Origin of the sequence: Chryseobacterium carnipullorum (assembly GCF_003815695.1) — a bacterium.
Taxonomy (GTDB): Bacteria; Bacteroidota; Bacteroidia; order Flavobacteriales; family Weeksellaceae; genus Chryseobacterium; species Chryseobacterium carnipullorum.
Genome location: NZ_CP033920.1, coordinates 4022017 through 4038372 on the forward strand (window position 1 = coordinate 4022017; position 16356 = coordinate 4038372).

Here is a 16356-nt window from a genome sequence, read left to right on the forward strand (position 1 = left end):
GCTGATCAATAATTACTAAGATTCTTCAATTATTTGAATAAGTATTCCTGAAAATCCAATACAGATTAAAGGATAAAAATAAATAATTAACTAAAGTTACAATCAGTTACGCATTACTTTTCTCCGCAAAACAAAAAATATTCCCCAATTTAATACTGGAATAACCATTACTCTTTATTTTGGAAGAATTAATCATCGCTTTGGCTAAAATATCGGTAGGCAAAGGTTTCTGGCTTTCCAGCAATCCCAGTTTATTGGCAAATTTTATAATTCTGCTGCCTAAAACTTCTCCGGTTCTCTCTGAATCCTTTCTTTCGAGCATTCCTGGTTTAAAAATGGTGATCTTGGTAAAATGCAGTTGTTTTACAGCTTCTTCCAGCTCTCCTTTCATTTTAGAATAGAAAATTTTCGATGTCGGATCTGCTCCATAAGAAGAAACCAGAATATAATCGTCCACCTCATTTTCTTTAGCTGCTTTGGCGAATTCATACTGATAATCGAAATCCACTTTTCTTTGGGCTTCTTTACTTCCTGCATCTTTTAAAGTTGTTCCTAAACATGAAAATGCAACATCTCCCTGCACTTTATCTTTCCATTCTTCGGGTTTTTCAAAATTAACTACATGAACTTTCAGTTTATCGTTCTGAACATCCACAGGCTTTCTCACGAAGATATTTACTTCATCAAAGTCATTATCATTAAGCAGTTGCTTAACCAGATCTTTTCCTGTAGCGCCCGTAGCGCCGATTACTAAAGCTTTCATAATAGTTGTGATTTGTATAAATTCTATTTTCTTTCTTAAATTTACTACATTTGAAATTAATATCAATGAACATTAATCACTTATCATTTATAAAAATTCATGGATGCTAACGAAATTTTAGACTATTGCCTTGCCAAAAAAGGAGTTACAGAAACTTTTCCTTTTGATAATGAAACTCTTGTTATGAAAGTAGGAACAAAAATGTTTTTGCTCATGGGACTTGAAAGACAGCCATTAGGCATCAACGTAAAGACCGATCCTGAGTGGAGTGCAGAGCTTCGTGAACAGCATCCGCAGATCACAGGTGCATTTCATATGAACAAAACCCATTGGAATTCAGTACGTTTGGAAGGTATAAAAAGAGATCTGATCCTTAAATTAATCGATCACTCCTACGAATTGGTTTTTAATTCATTAACGAAAAAAGCGAAGGAGGAAATTGTCAATAGTTAGAATTGAAATTCCTGAGTAAGTCTTTTATCCTCATCCAATCTTTCAATGAGTTTTTCAAGACCTTCAAACTTAATTTCGTCATGAAGAAAGTCCCTGAACCTTACCGTGATCTTTTCATCATAAATATCACCATCAAAATCAAGGATATAGACTTCAACGGTTAATTTTTCACCATTCACAGTAGGATTGGTACCGATGCTCAACATTCCCTTATATTGCTGGCCTTTCACTTCGGTTTCTACAATATATGCCCCTTTTTTGGGGAGGAGTTTTATAGATTCGGTATCAATATTAGCGGTGGGATAGCCAATTGTTCTTCCAATCTTTTTTCCGTGAACCACTGTTCCGGAGACCGAGTAGGCGTAGCCAAGCATTTCGTTGGCATCTTTAATATTTCCGGTCAGAAGAGCATTGCGGACTTTGGTTGAACTGATGTTATTTTCGTGAATATTAATCGCTTCCATCTGCTCTACATCGAAATCAAGTTCTTTGGAAAGCTTTTGAAGAAGCTCAAAATTTCCGCTTTTATTTTTTCCGAATGAATGATCATAGCCTATAATAAGGTATTTCACGTTCAGTTTGTCAATCAGGATCTGACGTACAAATTCTTCTCCCGTAAGATTTCTGAATTCTTCATCAAATTCTTTAAGAAACAGATGATCAATGTTATATCTTTCAATCAGTACCTGTTTTTCATCTACCGTGTTGAGAAGTTTCAGATCTTCATTTGGATTAAAAACAAACCTTGGATGGGGCCAGAAAGTAAGGATCGCTGTCTCCAGATTATTCTTTGTCCCTACTTTTATCAGTTCATCGATGATACTTTTGTGCCCGAGATGTACTCCGTCAAACATTCCTAAAGACAATGCTAAAGGCTTTTGAGAGGAATAATCTTTAAAATTCTTGAAAACTTTCAAAACGGAAAAAATTTGAATGCAAATATAGAAATAATGTAACAATATAACAATGTAATCATATAACAATAAAATCGCTTATTTTACTGAGTTATTATTGGTAAATTAATATATGATGATATTGACACATTTTTTAAAAAAGTATGATAAAAATCTTTTTTTTACCAATTGTAGGTTTATGAAGAATCATTATATTTGCACCAAGAAAAAATTTAGCAATGGCAAACCAAATTAAAGGTAAAATTTCTCAAATTATTGGTCCGGTAATCGACGTTGTCTTCACAGATGTGGAAGCAATTCCAAGTATTTATGATGCGTTAGAAATTACAAAAGGCAACGGTGAAAAGGTAGTCTTAGAAGTAGAGCAACATATAGGTGAAGATACAGTAAGATGTATCGCAATGGATGCTACAGATGGTCTTCAAAGAGGGCAGGAAGTAATCGGATACGGAAATCCTATTACAATGCCAATCGGTGACGCTGTAAACGGAAGACTTTTCAACGTTGTTGGGGATGCTATCGACGGACTTCAAAATATTTCTAAAGAAGGTGGTCTTCCTATTCACAGACCAGCTCCAAAATTTGATCAACTTTCAACTTCTGCAGAAGTTTTATTTACAGGGATTAAAGTAATCGACCTTATCGAGCCTTATGCAAAAGGAGGTAAGATTGGATTGTTCGGTGGTGCCGGTGTAGGTAAAACAGTATTGATCCAGGAGTTGATTAACAATATTGCAAAAGGACACGGAGGTCTTTCAGTTTTTGCCGGTGTAGGTGAAAGAACGAGAGAAGGAAATGACCTTTTGAGAGAGATGCTTGAATCAGGAATTATCAAATATGGTGATGATTTCATGCACTCTATGGAAAACGGAGGTTGGGATCTTTCTAAAGTAGACTTGGAAGCTATGAAAGAATCTAAAGCTGCATTCGTTTTCGGACAGATGAACGAGCCGCCAGGAGCAAGAGCTAGAGTAGCACTTTCTGGTCTTACATTGGCTGAGTACTACAGAGATGGTGGTGAAAGCGGACAAGGTAGAGACGTACTTTTCTTCGTAGACAACATCTTCCGTTTTACACAGGCTGGTTCTGAGGTATCTGCACTTCTTGGTCGTATGCCTTCTGCGGTAGGTTACCAACCAACGCTTGCTTCTGAGATGGGAGCGATGCAGGAAAGAATTACTTCAACTAAAAATGGTTCAATTACTTCAGTACAGGCGGTTTACGTGCCTGCGGATGACTTAACTGACCCGGCTCCTGCAACTACATTTGCTCACCTTGATGCAACTACAGTACTGGATAGAAAAATTGCTTCATTAGGTATTTACCCGGCAGTAGATCCATTGGCTTCAACGTCAAGAATCCTTGCTCCGGAAATTATTGGTGAAGAACATTACAACTGTGCTCAGAGAGTAAAAGAAATTCTTCAGAGATACAAAGCGCTTCAGGATATCATCGCGATCCTTGGTATGGAAGAACTTTCTGAAGAAGATAAATCAGTCGTTTACCGTGCTAGAAAAGTTCAGAGATTCTTATCTCAGCCTTTCCACGTAGCTGAACAGTTTACAGGTATTCCGGGATCATTGGTAGATATCAAAGATACCATCAAAGGATTTACCATGATTATGGATGGTGAATTAGATCACTTACCAGAAGCTGCTTTCAACTTGAAGGGAACCATCGAAGAAGCTATTGAAGCAGGACAAAAAATGTTAGCTGAAAACGCGTAATAAATTAGACCTAAGATTTTTAGACCTGAGATGAGAGACATTATTTGTCAAAAATCTTTTAATCTTCAATCTTTTAATCTTTTAATCTAAATTAAAATGAATATAAAAATTTTAACACCAGAATACGTAGTTTTTGAAGGAGAGGTAGACTCTGTATTATTGCCTGGAAAAGATGGGGAATTCCACATCATGAAAAACCACGCAGGAATCGTTTCTTCTTTAGTCGGAGGTAAGGTAAAGCTTTTTACAAGTTCAATTGGAGAAGCTTACGCTAAAAATTTCACTAAAGAATCTGAGAAAGACTCTGTTTTTTCTTATCCTATCAAAAGCGGTGTTGTAGAATTTAATCATGATAAAGGAATTATCCTTTGTGAATAATTAAATGAAAAGCTAAATATATTTTCAAGAAAGTGTAACTTTGGTTACACTTTTTTATGTTGTGTAAAAGTCTGATTTTATGAAGAAAAGTACAATCATATTCTTTACCGTTCTGGGAATCTTATGTAATGCTCAGAATTTCAAAACCAAAAGAGGTATTGTAAGTCTCGATGGAGTGCATGTCGCTAAAATATCAAACAAATCCAATATCTATACGTTTATGGATCTGAGTGAGACGCCGATGTATACCATGGAATTTATTGATAAAAGTATAGTAGATTCTGTCCGAGACAGTTACATTAAACTGAACAGGGTTTACAACAGAGACAAAACCATAGAGATGGACTATATTTCCCCGTCAGCATTTTCTGGTGAAGAAAAATCAGCGGTTTATACGTCGATAAAAGGTTTAAAAGTCATTGATAACAAAGGAATCAATGTCAAAAATCTGGATGAAATTTTCAAAAATGTTCCGAAAAGAAAGTTAGACAGCAAGACAAAAGATGCTTATACAACAAGAAATAAAATTGATAAGCTGAATATTGAGGTCAATAAAGTAGGAGAAATCATCAGCAATGGCGTTCCGGTGGGCTATTTTACCAATCTTCCGGTGAGTTTTGGTTCAGAAGATACCATTACGGATAAAACTTTCATCGATATAGAAGTGTATGATGCTAAAAGTAAGTACATTGGAAAATATATTACCACTACAAAACAAATTAAAACAGCCAACGGAAAGATTTTTACCATTTACAGGGAAATTTCCGGAAGAGCTGCATTATTGAAATTTCCTACCTATAAAGCGATTGCAGAAAGAATGGCGATTATGGATCCTAATTTTATTAAAGTTCAGGAAAAAGTAATTGTGGGTGATGTTGTAAAAGGCAATGCTGAAAAATAAATAGAATAGTGATTTTTAAAGACAAAAAAATTCCCGAAGATTCATTTTCGGGAATTTTTTATGAATTTTTTCAAAAAATCAGAGACTTAAAATGACTCCATTATCTTTAAGCTGTTGCATCGGTTTTGAAAACCAGAATAATTCAAAATCTTCAAAATTTTCTTCAAATTGATTCTTAAGTTGCTGAGCTGTAAGTTTTTTAGGATTTTCTATAGAATTTTCCTCCAGCACTCCCATGAGCCATTCTGCCTTATCCTGCTCCAGATCAATCTTGACAATATTGGTTTTCAGGTGGAATGTAAGAAGCGTATATGCACCGGAGTATTTCTTTTTATTTTTTACGCGATTCTCAGCGATTACGTTTTTGGTTAAAAAGACTAGTTTTGAGTTTCCTTTAAAAGTGAACTGAGCATCATCCAGAAGACAGTCGTGAATATAGTCAGGATGAACGGTCGTTCTCGGAATTTTAAAATCAAACCACTGTTGAAGCGGAAATTCAAAATTGATTCCGTGCATATAATTGAAAAGCGATTTTTTCAAGCCGAAACTGAATTTGCTGTGATCGATCCCTGTTTTATCTTTAAAATCAATATCATTGTTGGCAAACAGAATTTCTTCCGTCACAGGAGTCACTCCAAATTTTTCGGGATTTATTCCTACAGGCGAATGGGCTGTCATCGCAAACTGATGCCAGAATCCACTTTGAAGAATTCCCATTTCAAACATCTGTCTTACCATTTCTAATGAGTCCACCGTTTCCTGAACAGTCTGCGTTGGGTAGCCATACATCAGATAGGCATGAACCATGATTCCGGCTTCAGTGAAATTTCTTGTCACTCTGGCAACCTGTTCCACCGAAACTCCTTTATCAATTAATTGCAGCAACCGATCGCTGGCTACTTCAAGCCCTCCGGAAACGGCAACGCATCCTGATAGTTTCAGGAGGTAACATAAATCCCGGGTGAAACTTTTCTCAAATCTGATATTCGTCCACCAGGTAACCACAAGATTTCTTCTGAGAATTTCCAAAGCGACTTCCCGCATCAATGCCGGCGGCGCTGCTTCATCTACAAAATGAAATCCTGTTTCTCCTGTCGTTTGGATCAGTTCCTCCATTCTGTCTACCAATATCTTCGCAGAAATGGGTTCGTAAATTCTTATATAATCCAGGGAAATATCACAAAAAGTGCATTTTCCCCAGTAGCATCCGTGGGCCATCGTCAGCTTGTTCCATCTTCCGTCACTCCACAGACTATGCATAGGGTTGGCAATTTCAATCACTGAAATATACTGATCCAGCTTTAAATCCGTATAATCCGGAGTCCCGATATCTGCCTGTTTGTAATCGTGTTTTTTAGAATTATTTTTATAAGTAACCTCTTGGTTTTCAATTAAAAACGTTCTCTTGAATTCCGCTTCATCTTCTGAAGGATTTAATACATTTTTGCAAAGAAGTTCGAGGGGTACCTCACCGTCATCAAGGGTGATAAAGTCAAAAAACTCAAACACTCTCTTGTCTTTAACTTCCCTTAATTCTGTATTCGGAAAGCCTCCGCCCATCGCAGTTTTGATGTGAGGGTAATGTTCTTTAATGAATTGGGCGCATCTGAAACCTGCATACAGATTTCCCGGAAATGGGACAGAAAAACAAACCAGCTTGGGCTGAATAAGCTCTAATTTTTCCTGTAGTATTTGCAGGGTAAAATGATCAATAAACGTCTGATCACCTGATAGTTTAGAATACAATTCGTCAAAAGAATTCGCACTTTTTCCCAGTCGTTCTGCATACCTGCTGAACCCAAAATCAGCATCAATATTTTCAATAATATAATCAGAAATATCTTCTAAATAGAGAGTGGCCAGATGCTTGGCTTTGTCCTGAAGTCCCATATTTCCAAACGCAAAATCCATATCATCCAACTGGTTAAAACGGGAAGCCTCGGGAAGGAAATTCATGCTGCAGATCTGTCTCGCCAGTGTTGGTGTTTTTCCCTGCAGAAAAGGAATAACCTGATCGATCGTTTTTAAATATTCTTCTCGTAGGGCATAAATTCTCTGTGAATTCTCTGATATTTCCTGAAGATTAACTTCTGTCTCAAATATTTTCCGGATTCCGTTTTTGGAAAATAACGCCAAAATGACGTCAAGTCCCAGATCGATCTGATAACTGGAAATATTTTTGGTATTCAGAAAGCCTTTTATATAAGCTGTTGCCGGATAAGGAGTATTAAGCTGGGTAAAAGGCGGAGTGATGAGAAGCAGATCTTTCAACAGGAAGTTTTTCAAATTTATTTACATTCAACCGGAAGATAAGAAATTGTATAACAGTATTTTATTGATTATGTCAGGGTCAAAAACCTTTCCTCAGATTGCGGCCACAAAGATAGACAATTTGTAGGGTATGCTGCAAGAGCGATTTTGATTATGAGGCGAAATTAAAACTGCAGGGATAAAAATCTTCATAGCAGTGCGGGTAGTATTTTAGTATGATATAAAAAAAGGCCTGACCAACGTCAGGCATTTTGTAAATCTTTATGTTGATCACGTCTGGATTTTCTTTTGTCAGAAAGGACATTAAGAATAACTCCCAGAAGAATAAGTACAATTCCAATGAGTAAATTGGTAGTCAACTTTTCATGGAACATAAAAACACTGACCATCACCGCAACAACAGGTTCCAAAGCTCCTAAAATAGCAGTAGGAGTGGATCCGATATATTGTATAGCATACACTAAACAAAGGCTTGAAATAACGGTGGTAAGAAAAGCGAAAACAATAAAATTTAAAAAGATTGATACGGAAGGAATTTCAAAAGATTCACCTTCAGTAAAAGCTTTGATCATAAAAAATGCTGAAGTGAAAAGCATAGAGTAAAACGAAAGTTTGAATCCCGAAACTTTCATATTCGATTTATTCACAATCACCATATAGAGGGCGTAAAATAGTGAGCTCAGCATCACAATCCCAAGACCTGCAAAATTGATCTCCATACCGTTTTCCTTTAAACATAAAACAATAACTCCGGCAAAAGCCATCAACAATGAAGCTACAGACAATTTTGTAAGTTTTTCTTTATAAAAGAAAAACATAATCAAAGCGACTATGACGGGATAAATAAACAGTACAGTAGAAGCAATGCCTGGCGTAAGGAAATCATAGCCGATGAACAGAAATTCTGAGGATAGGGCATAGCAGACTCCCAACACGGAAAGAATTAAAGCTTCTTTTTTATTGATTCTGAAACTCTCTTTGGAATATAAAAGGTATCCTCCAACCATTAAGGCTGAAAACAAGAATCTATAGAATAAAGTAATGTCCATTGAAAAACTCGCCTTCTTCAGCGGAAGGATGAAGATCGGGATCAGCCCAAATGAAACCGATGACAGAATGCCTAATGCATAACCTTTTAATTTCATTCACATATATTTTATAAAAAACCACTGAAAATAAATCAGTGGTTTTTATTATTTAATATGATGATATCGTATTACATTTGCTTGTATTCGATATTCATCTGTTTTTCCATTTCTCTGTAATGTCCTGAAGTTAATTTCTCACGGATACCGTCAAAAGCAGCCAGTGTTTCATTAATTTCTGAATCTGTATGAGAAGCCGTAGGAATTAATCTTAATAAAATCATTCCCTTAGGAATTACCGGATATACTACAACTGAAGTGAAAACACCATAATTCTCTCTAAGATCTTTCGCTAGAAGAGTTGCTTCAATCGTAGTTCCTTCTATGAAAACAGGAGTAACACAAGTATTGGTATTTCCAAGATTGTACCCTCTTTCCTTCAGACCGTCTTGAAGCTTTTTAACGTTTTCCCACAATTTCGCTTTAATTTCCGGACGGGTTCTCAAAAGCTCCAATCTTTTTAAACCTCCGATAACCATTGGCATTGTTAAAGATTTAGCAAAAATCTGAGAACGAAGATTGTACTTTAAAAATCGGATGATGGTTTCATCTCCTGAAAGAAAAGCTCCAAAACCTGCCATAGATTTGGCAAAAGTAGAGAAGTATACATCAATCTGATCCTGGCAGCCTTGCTCTTCACCTGCTCCGGCTCCGGTTTCACCCAAAGTTCCGAAACCATGCGCATCGTCTACCAAAAGTCTGAAATTGAATTTTGATTTCAGATCACAGATTTCTTTCAGTTTCCCCTGCATTCCTCTCATTCCGAAAACGCCTTCAGTGATCACTAAAATTCCGCCTCCGTTTTCTTCTGCTACCTTGGTAGCTCTTGCTAAGTTTTTCTCTAAACTTGCAATATCATTATGTTTGAACGTAAAGCTTTTTCCCATATGAAGACGTACTCCGTCTACGATACAAGCATGAGAGTCAGCATCATATACAATAACGTCATGTCTTGTCACCAATGCATCAATGGCTGAAACCATTCCCTGATAACCGAAATTCAATAAATAAGCAGCTTCTTTCTGAGTAAATTCTGCCAATTCTTTTTCCAACTGCTGATGTTGCTGAGTTTCGCCTGACATCGCTCTTGCGCCCATCGGATAAAACATTCCGAATTCTGCAGCTGCCTTGGCATCAGCTTCTAAAACTTCCGGATGATTACAAAGTCCTAAATAATCGTTTGCACTCCAGAAAATTACATCTTTACCTTGAAATTTCATTCTTGGACCAATCGGACCTTCCAGTTTCGGGAAAACAAAATACCCTTCAGCATAATCAGCAAATTGTCCTAATGGACCTGGATTTTGTTTAATACGTTCAAAAATATCTAACATTGTGTATCGTAATTTTAAGTGAAAAGTCTTTTCTGTACAACACAAAAGACTTTATAGGTATCGTGGTTTATTTATTTCTATTTGATGAATTCCGTTTTGAAAACTTCATCGTAATTATGTACGCAATTGTTCACAAAACCTTGTTCAGCCATCCATTTATCGCTGTATACCTTAGTAATATACCTCGATCCGTGATCTGGGAATATCAGGACAATAATATCATCCTTTGTCAGTTCGTGAGACTGTGCATACTGGATCAGTGCCTGGGTGACTGCTCCTGTAGTATATCCTCCCATGATCGCTTCTTTAAGAGCTATTTCACGGGTTCTGTACGCGGACATCTCGTCATTGACCCGTACAAATTCATCGACCTTGTCAAAAAGAAGGGCAGCCGGAATTAAATTTTTTCCCATTCCCTCAATCTGATAAGGATGAACGTCCTCTTTATGAATTTCTCCGGTTTCGTGGAAACTCTTCAGGATAGAGCCGTCAGCATCCACACCGATGATTTTGATATCGGGATTTTTTTCTTTTAAAAATTTACCCGAACCGGACAATGTTCCACCTGTTCCAGTACATGCAAAAAGGTGCGTTACCTTACCTTCTGTCTGCTCCCAAATTTCAGGACCGGTAGTCTTGTAGTGTGCATCAATATTCAACTCATTAAAATATTGATTGATGTAAACTGAATTGGGCGTCTCTGAAGCTATTCTCTTAGCTACTTCATAATATGATCTTGGATCATCCGCTGCAACATTGGCGGGACAAATATATACCGTGGCCCCTAATGCTTTTAAATAAGCAATTTTCTCAGGCTTCGTTTTATCGCTTACCGCCAGAATGCATTTATATCCTTTAATAATACAGACCATCGCAATAGAAAAACCGGTATTTCCGGAAGTAGTTTCTACAACTACAGAATCTTCCTTTAATAAACCTTTTTGTTCAGCGTTTTCTATTATATGAAGTGCTATTCTATCTTTTGTGGAATGTCCAGGATTATATGATTCTAACTTGGCATAAACGGTTGCAGGAATATCTTTCGTAACAGTATTAAGCTTCACCATAGGAGTATGTCCTATTAGGCCAAGAATATTATCGTAAACATTACTCATTATTTGTTATTTTCAATAAAAATCTGACCGCAAAAATACAAAAAAATAAATAATTACTAAACTTTTGTTTGATTTCAAGCCAGCGATTCAGCAAAATTTATTTTCTGATTTGCAATCTTCCGCGAAGTACCATCACAAATACTACGCCAAATTTTTTAAATTTTGTTAAAAACACCATAGAATGCTATAAAAGCCTTATTTTCGCGTAATTGATTTAATACTATGAAAAATTGGACTTTTAAGCAATGGAACACCGTTTTAGGATGGGTGATTTTTGTCATTGCATTTTTCACGTACTTGTCGACCATAGAACCCAATTTCAGTTTCTGGGACTGCGGCGAGTACATTTCCTCAGCGGTAAAACTTGAAGTAACGCACGCTCCGGGAGCGGCTTTGTTTCAGATCATAGGTGCCGTGGCAGCTATTTTTGCTTTAGGAAAAGGAGAAAACTATTCGATCGTAATCAATGCGATGTCTGCTTTGTTCAGCGCGCTTACGATTTTATTTTTATTCTGGACGATTACGCATTTCGTAAGAAGACTTCTAAACAAGGATTTTGAAGAAGTAACAAGACACCAGGAAATCTCTATTCTTTTTGCCGGAGCAGTAGGTGCACTGTGTTTCACCTTCTCAGATACCTTTTGGTTCTCTGCCGTAGAAGGAGAAGTATATTCTATGGCTTCTATGTTTATCGCACTATTGGTTTGGCTCATCACAAAATGGGAAAATGAATATCTGGCGAAAGACAGTGAAAGATGGATCATCCTTATTTTCTTTGTATTAGGACTTTCTGTAGGAGTACACATGATGGGGATGTTGGCGGTTCCGGCCGTTTGTCTGGTTTATTACGCCAGAAATTACAAATTTACCTGGAAAAACTTTATCTGGGCTAATGCGATCACCCTGGGAATTTTGATCATTGTTTTCAAAATTATATTCCCACTGATCATGACGATGTTCGGAAGACTTGAAATATTCTTTGTGAACGGACTTGGACTTCCTTTCCACTCCGGAACAATTGTCGCATTTATTTTAATGACTGCAGCCTGTTTCTTTATTATTAAATATGCGAGAAGAGCAAAGAAAAATATATATCAGACGGCTGCGCTATCCATCGTTTTTATGATCATTGGTTTCTCATGTTGGATGGTGATTCCTATCAGAGCGAATGCGAATCCTCCGATGAACCTTAATGATCCTGATACCGCGATTGGTATGCTGGATTACTACAACAGAGAGCAGTACGGAGACTGGCCAACCATTTACGGGCAAAACTACACCGCTTTCCTTGATGCGAACGGAATTGAGAAAAATGAAGACGGAAGTTTCAAGACTAAAAAAACCGGTGAGATCTACGAAAAAGATGAGAAAACAGGAACGTACAGAAAAACAGGAGACCGGTTTAATTATACCTTCAGCAAGTCTCAGGTGAGTCTGATGCCAAGAATGTTTAATGAAGATAAAGACGTAATGGCTAATTACATTTCCATGTACGGAGCTCCGGATTTCACTTTCAACTATGCGAATGAAGATGTAGCAGATAATCCTCAGGCCAAACAAATCTTTGACGAACTAAGAGGGAAATACGAAGATAAATCAATTACCGCAGCCGATTACCTGAAAGTGAAACCATACAACCTGATCAATGTTCAGAAGCCTTCACTGGCTCAGAATATGGATTACTTTATCACCTTTCAGAATGGGTATTACTTCGTAAGATATCTGATGTGGAACTTCGTAGGAAGACAGAACGATCTTGAAGGAAACATGGAAAATACAAAAGGAAACTGGATCTCCGGAATTTCTTTTATCGATAACGCTTTACTGGGAAATCAGGATAAAATGCCTGCTAAATTCCAGAATGAAAGTACCGTGAAGTTCTTCTTTTTACCTTTAATTTTAGGATTGATTGGTTTTTTCTTCCAGTTGAACAGAGATTTCGGAAGGTTTTACGCATTACTTTCATTATTTGTACTAACAAGTGTAGGAATCATCTTCTACACCGGAGTGAAACCTTTTGAACCGAGAGAAAGAGATTATGCAATGGTAGGCTCTTTCTACGCCTTTGCGATCTGGATAGGAATGGGAGCCGGCGCTATTTTATGGTTCTTACAGTCGAAAGTAAAATCTAATGGAGCGAATATCGCTTTAGGCGTAGTTTTATTAGGAGTTCCTTTTATGATGGGCTTCCAGAATTATAATGTACACGATAGAAGCAACAGATATACAGCCTATGATTATGCGTATTCAGTACTGAAATCATTGCCAAAGAACGATATTTTATTCGTTTACGGAGATAATGATACGTATCCTGTATGGGCTATTCAGGAAACTGAAAGATTCAGAGATGATGTAAAAGTGGTGAATTTCACACTGGCTTCAACGCCTTGGAACCTTGACCAGATCAAGAGAAAGACTTATAATGCAGCAGGAATTCCTAGTGAATTGACTCATGAAGATTACAGAGATGGGGTGAATGACCAGATCTATATGATGAAGAAGGAAGACTGGGAAGGTGTATTCTCTATGTTAAAAGAACAGGGAGTTCCTGATACTCAATTCGGAGCTTTCAGAAAATACCTTACACAGGATTCACTGACCTTGAAAGAGGCTGTTAATTTCATCAAGTTCAAGTCTCCTGAAAAAGACGAACTTCTTAAAATGTATTTCGGAGAAGAAAAATTTGAGAAATACAATATTCTTCCTGTGAACAAATTTATTCTTCCTGTAAATAAAGAAAATGCGTTAAAAGCAGGAATCATCACCCAGGCAGATCTTCCCAATGTTGTTAACCAGATCATGATTACTTATAAAGGAAACACACTTTATAAAAACAACCTGATCATGCTTGATATGCTGGCGAACTTTGATTGGAAACGTCCGATTAACTTCTCATCAGGAGGGATCTACGACAGTGAAAATATATTCTATCTGAACGAATATCTTCAGTTTGACGGATTCAGTTACAGACTGGTTCCTATCCATACCCCTACAAACGCAGACGGAGATATGGGAAGAGTAGACACCAATTCCTTATATAATGTTGTGAAAAATTTCAGATGGGGTAATTTCAAGAACTTAAATACTCACTTTGATGAAACAGCTACTTCCAATATTATGAGCTATAGAATGTCAGCGAGCAGAGCAGCTTCTGCATTGGCATTAAGCGGACAGAAAGCTAAAGCAGTGGAATTATTGGATCTTGCCTCAAAAGAAATTCCAGCAGAGAAATTTAATGATCCACGTTCATTAAGTGCGATGGTAACAGGATATATTATTGCAGGACAGGAGAAAAAAGGATTGCAGCTGGCAGAAATCCTTAAAAAAGGAATCTTTGAAGAGTATGATTATTATTTAAGTCTTGCTCCGGCGGATCAGAACTTTGCAAGAAGACAGATGAGAACAAAACCGATGGAATATTCTCTTGTTGTTGCTGCGGTTACAGATGCTTACAAGAAACTGGGACAAGATGATAAAGCGTATGAATATCTGGTAAAATCTTTAGAACCGATCGACAAGAAGTTCAATACTTTCATCAAGGAGCTTCAGCTGATGGGTAAAGAAAAGGCGATGAAGGAATCAGAGAACGTACAAAAGATTACTCCTTTCTACCAATATTTATTTGATGTGATGGAACCTTTTGATTCTACTTATTCAAAAGAAAAAGAAGAACAGATCACCACAGCAATTATTAAAGTAACGCAATAAAATCAGTCATAAAAACGGAACTTCGGTTCCGTTTTTTTTTGTTATTGGGATTCATGAATTTTAAGATTATATTTGTGATATTAAAAATACATGATGACTGAAACTAAAAATAACAGACTCCCGATCTACGCTGTAATTTTTACGGTAGTTTTTAAACTTCTCTTTTTATTAACCCATTATATTCAGGAAGATGCGTTCATTACCTGGAGGGTAGCCCAGAATTTACTGGACTATGGAGTGATAGGCTTCAATGGGGAAACCAAAATCTCAGCTTCTACGACTCATCTTTATGTCTTTGTATCCTATCTGTTCAATCTGATCTTTGGCAAAGCATATTTTATTGAGCCGCTATTGATTTTCAATTCGATCCTTTTTACCATAGGAACATTGTTTTTAGCAAATCTGACGCTTAAAAATCCATGGCATAAAGCTATTTTTATATTTCTGATAGGCATTCTGCCCCCAGCGGTGAAGATCTCTATTTTAGGAATGGAGTACGGGATACTTTTCTTCCTGGAAATGGCACTTTTGTACTATGGTTTTAGCAAAGGCAAAAAATGGGCACTCATTTTCCTGCCGGTTCTGATCATGTTTACAAGAATTGACACCGTAATTTTCCTGGGAATTGTATTTTTGGTTGATGTGTTCTGGAACAAAAAGATCAGATGGAAATATGTTTTCGGAGGACTTCTGGGTATGATATCTGTTCTGTCTTTTAACTGGCTTTACTTTGGAGAGCTGGTAAATAATACCATAGTGGCCAAGAAACTTCTGTACGAGCACAACTTTACTTTTGAGCAAAATCTCAACTATTTTCTGGTAAGCTTCGGTAATTTCTGGGGAATGCTGAAAATTCCCGGAAACTTTAATCCGGTAACTGTAATTGTGCTGATCTTTGAATTGCTGTGTTTTATTTATCTGGTAAGACAGAGAGAAAGAAGGAATTATTTTTTATGGATGATCTTTCTTTTCGGCTGGATAAAGCAGATTATTTTTCTCTCTCAAAAAAGTTTATTCGACTGGTATTACTGGGTTCCGCAGCTTCTGCTTTTTGTTCCTGTTCTTATTTTTGTACTGGAGCAGAAAGAGAGAAGAAACCTATGGCTGTCCCTGTTGGTTGTATTTTACATCGTTCCAATGCTGGCTTTCCAAACGGTACATGCCATTGCAACAGGACACGGAGAGTGGAATTACCGCAGAGGAATCGGACTGTTTTTAGATACATTTGAAAAAGATAAAAGTCAGTGGATTCTTTTGGAGCCAGCCGGATACATTCCCTATTTTTCAGGATTAAAAACCATTGATGAAGTAGGATTGGTGGATAAGCAGATCCAGACCGAAGTGAAAAAAGATAAAGCCCATTATTGGATCAATACCGTAAAGAACAGGAAACCAAAATATCTTCTTTCCTATAAAAATTTATTCCAAGGCCATGATGCGCTGTATTATCAGACGCATTACAAACTGATGAAAGAATTCAGAATAAAGGATAACCTGAAAAGCGATAACCCTATTCTGGAAAAGATCTATCATCTTAAACCATCCGGGACAGATTATAATTTGTATGTGAAGATTGATTGAAAGAGTGAATAATTTAAATATTTAAATATTGATGCGAAAGAGGGAAGAAATAAACGTTCTTGTACC

At 36.9% G+C, this 16356-nt stretch carries 12 protein-coding genes; 6 read left to right on the forward strand and 6 right to left on the reverse strand.

The annotated features are described in order from the left end of the window. Nucleotides 1-106: 106 nt before the first annotated feature. Nucleotides 107-763, reverse strand: a complete 657-nt coding sequence (locus EG346_RS18365) for an NAD(P)H-binding protein (protein ID WP_123880636.1) — start codon at nt 761-763, stop codon at nt 107-109. A 99-nt stretch (nt 764-862) separates the two neighbouring features. Between EG346_RS18365 and EG346_RS18370 the strand changes: the two genes are divergently transcribed. Beyond that, nucleotides 863-1216, forward strand: coding sequence for an MmcQ/YjbR family DNA-binding protein (locus EG346_RS18370; RefSeq protein ID WP_073334480.1), 354 nt, complete (start codon nt 863-865; stop codon nt 1214-1216). Here EG346_RS18370 and EG346_RS18375 read toward each other — a convergent pair. Next, nucleotides 1213-2133: a bifunctional riboflavin kinase/FAD synthetase gene (locus EG346_RS18375; RefSeq protein WP_073334481.1), complete on the reverse strand. Its 921-nt coding sequence runs from the start codon at nt 2131-2133 to the stop codon at nt 1213-1215. The two genes, EG346_RS18370 and EG346_RS18375, sit on opposite strands and share 4 nt — an antisense overlap. A gap of 215 nt (nt 2134-2348) precedes the next feature. Between EG346_RS18375 and atpD the strand changes: the two genes are divergently transcribed. From atpD to EG346_RS18390, 3 genes are all read left to right on the forward strand, one after another. Continuing rightward, a complete protein-coding gene (gene atpD / locus EG346_RS18380; RefSeq protein ID WP_034745036.1) occupies nt 2349-3857 on the forward strand; it encodes a F0F1 ATP synthase subunit beta in 1509 nt (502 codons plus the stop codon). Between the two features lie 96 nt (nt 3858-3953). Beyond that, entirely contained in the window at nt 3954-4235 is a 282-nt protein-coding gene (locus EG346_RS18385; protein WP_073334482.1) for a FoF1 ATP synthase subunit delta/epsilon, read from the forward strand. A gap of 79 nt (nt 4236-4314) precedes the next feature. Beyond that, nucleotides 4315-5136 (forward strand): hypothetical protein, encoded by an 822-nt coding sequence (locus EG346_RS18390; RefSeq protein ID WP_123880637.1) that lies wholly within the window; start codon nt 4315-4317, stop codon nt 5134-5136. A 78-nt stretch (nt 5137-5214) separates the two neighbouring features. On the opposite strand, the gene EG346_RS18395 is transcribed toward EG346_RS18390, so the two are convergent. From EG346_RS18395 to EG346_RS18410, 4 genes are all read right to left on the reverse strand, one after another. After that, nucleotides 5215-7407 (reverse strand): B12-binding domain-containing radical SAM protein, encoded by a 2193-nt coding sequence (locus tag EG346_RS18395; RefSeq protein ID WP_123882772.1) that lies wholly within the window; start codon nt 7405-7407, stop codon nt 5215-5217. 242 nt (nt 7408-7649) lie between these two features. Beyond that, nucleotides 7650-8552: a DMT family transporter gene (locus EG346_RS18400; protein WP_123880639.1), complete on the reverse strand. Its 903-nt coding sequence runs from the start codon at nt 8550-8552 to the stop codon at nt 7650-7652. Nucleotides 8553-8623: 71 nt separating this feature from the next. After that, a complete protein-coding gene (locus EG346_RS18405) occupies nt 8624-9886 on the reverse strand; it encodes an aminotransferase class I/II-fold pyridoxal phosphate-dependent enzyme (protein ID WP_073334486.1) in 1263 nt (420 codons plus the stop codon). A 77-nt stretch (nt 9887-9963) separates the two neighbouring features. Beyond that, nucleotides 9964-11001, reverse strand: coding sequence for a PLP-dependent cysteine synthase family protein (locus tag EG346_RS18410; RefSeq protein WP_073334487.1), 1038 nt, complete (start codon nt 10999-11001; stop codon nt 9964-9966). A gap of 222 nt (nt 11002-11223) precedes the next feature. Here EG346_RS18410 and EG346_RS18415 point away from each other — a divergent pair, with 222 nt between their 5' ends. Both EG346_RS18415 and EG346_RS18420 read left to right on the forward strand, forming a co-directional pair. Continuing rightward, nucleotides 11224-14709 carry a glycosyltransferase family 117 protein gene (locus tag EG346_RS18415; protein WP_123880641.1) on the forward strand — a complete coding sequence of 1162 codons (3486 nt, stop codon included), beginning with the start codon at nt 11224-11226 and terminating at the stop codon, nt 14707-14709. Between the two features lie 90 nt (nt 14710-14799). Next, nucleotides 14800-16290 carry a DUF8728 domain-containing protein gene (locus tag EG346_RS18420; RefSeq protein WP_228426087.1) on the forward strand — a complete coding sequence of 497 codons (1491 nt, stop codon included), beginning with the start codon at nt 14800-14802 and terminating at the stop codon, nt 16288-16290. Nucleotides 16291-16356: the final 66 nt, after the last annotated feature.

Coding starts and splice junctions, on each gene's coding strand:
- EG346_RS18385 (WP_073334482.1), top strand. CDS start 3,954: ATGAATATAAAAATTTTAACACCAGAATACGTAGTTTTTGAAGGAGAG.
- EG346_RS18370 (WP_073334480.1), top strand. CDS start 863: ATGGATGCTAACGAAATTTTAGACTATTGCCTTGCCAAAAAAGGAGTT.
- EG346_RS18400 (WP_123880639.1), bottom strand. CDS start 8,552: ATGAAATTAAAAGGTTATGCATTAGGCATTCTGTCATCGGTTTCATTT.
- EG346_RS18415 (WP_123880641.1), top strand. CDS start 11,224: ATGAAAAATTGGACTTTTAAGCAATGGAACACCGTTTTAGGATGGGTG.
- EG346_RS18410 (WP_073334487.1), bottom strand. CDS start 11,001: ATGAGTAATGTTTACGATAATATTCTTGGCCTAATAGGACATACTCCT.
- EG346_RS18365 (WP_123880636.1), bottom strand. CDS start 763: ATGAAAGCTTTAGTAATCGGCGCTACGGGCGCTACAGGAAAAGATCTG.
- EG346_RS18405 (WP_073334486.1), bottom strand. CDS start 9,886: ATGTTAGATATTTTTGAACGTATTAAACAAAATCCAGGTCCATTAGGA.
- atpD (WP_034745036.1), top strand. CDS start 2,349: ATGGCAAACCAAATTAAAGGTAAAATTTCTCAAATTATTGGTCCGGTA.
- EG346_RS18420 (WP_228426087.1), top strand. CDS start 14,800: ATGATGACTGAAACTAAAAATAACAGACTCCCGATCTACGCTGTAATT.
- EG346_RS18390 (WP_123880637.1), top strand. CDS start 4,315: ATGAAGAAAAGTACAATCATATTCTTTACCGTTCTGGGAATCTTATGT.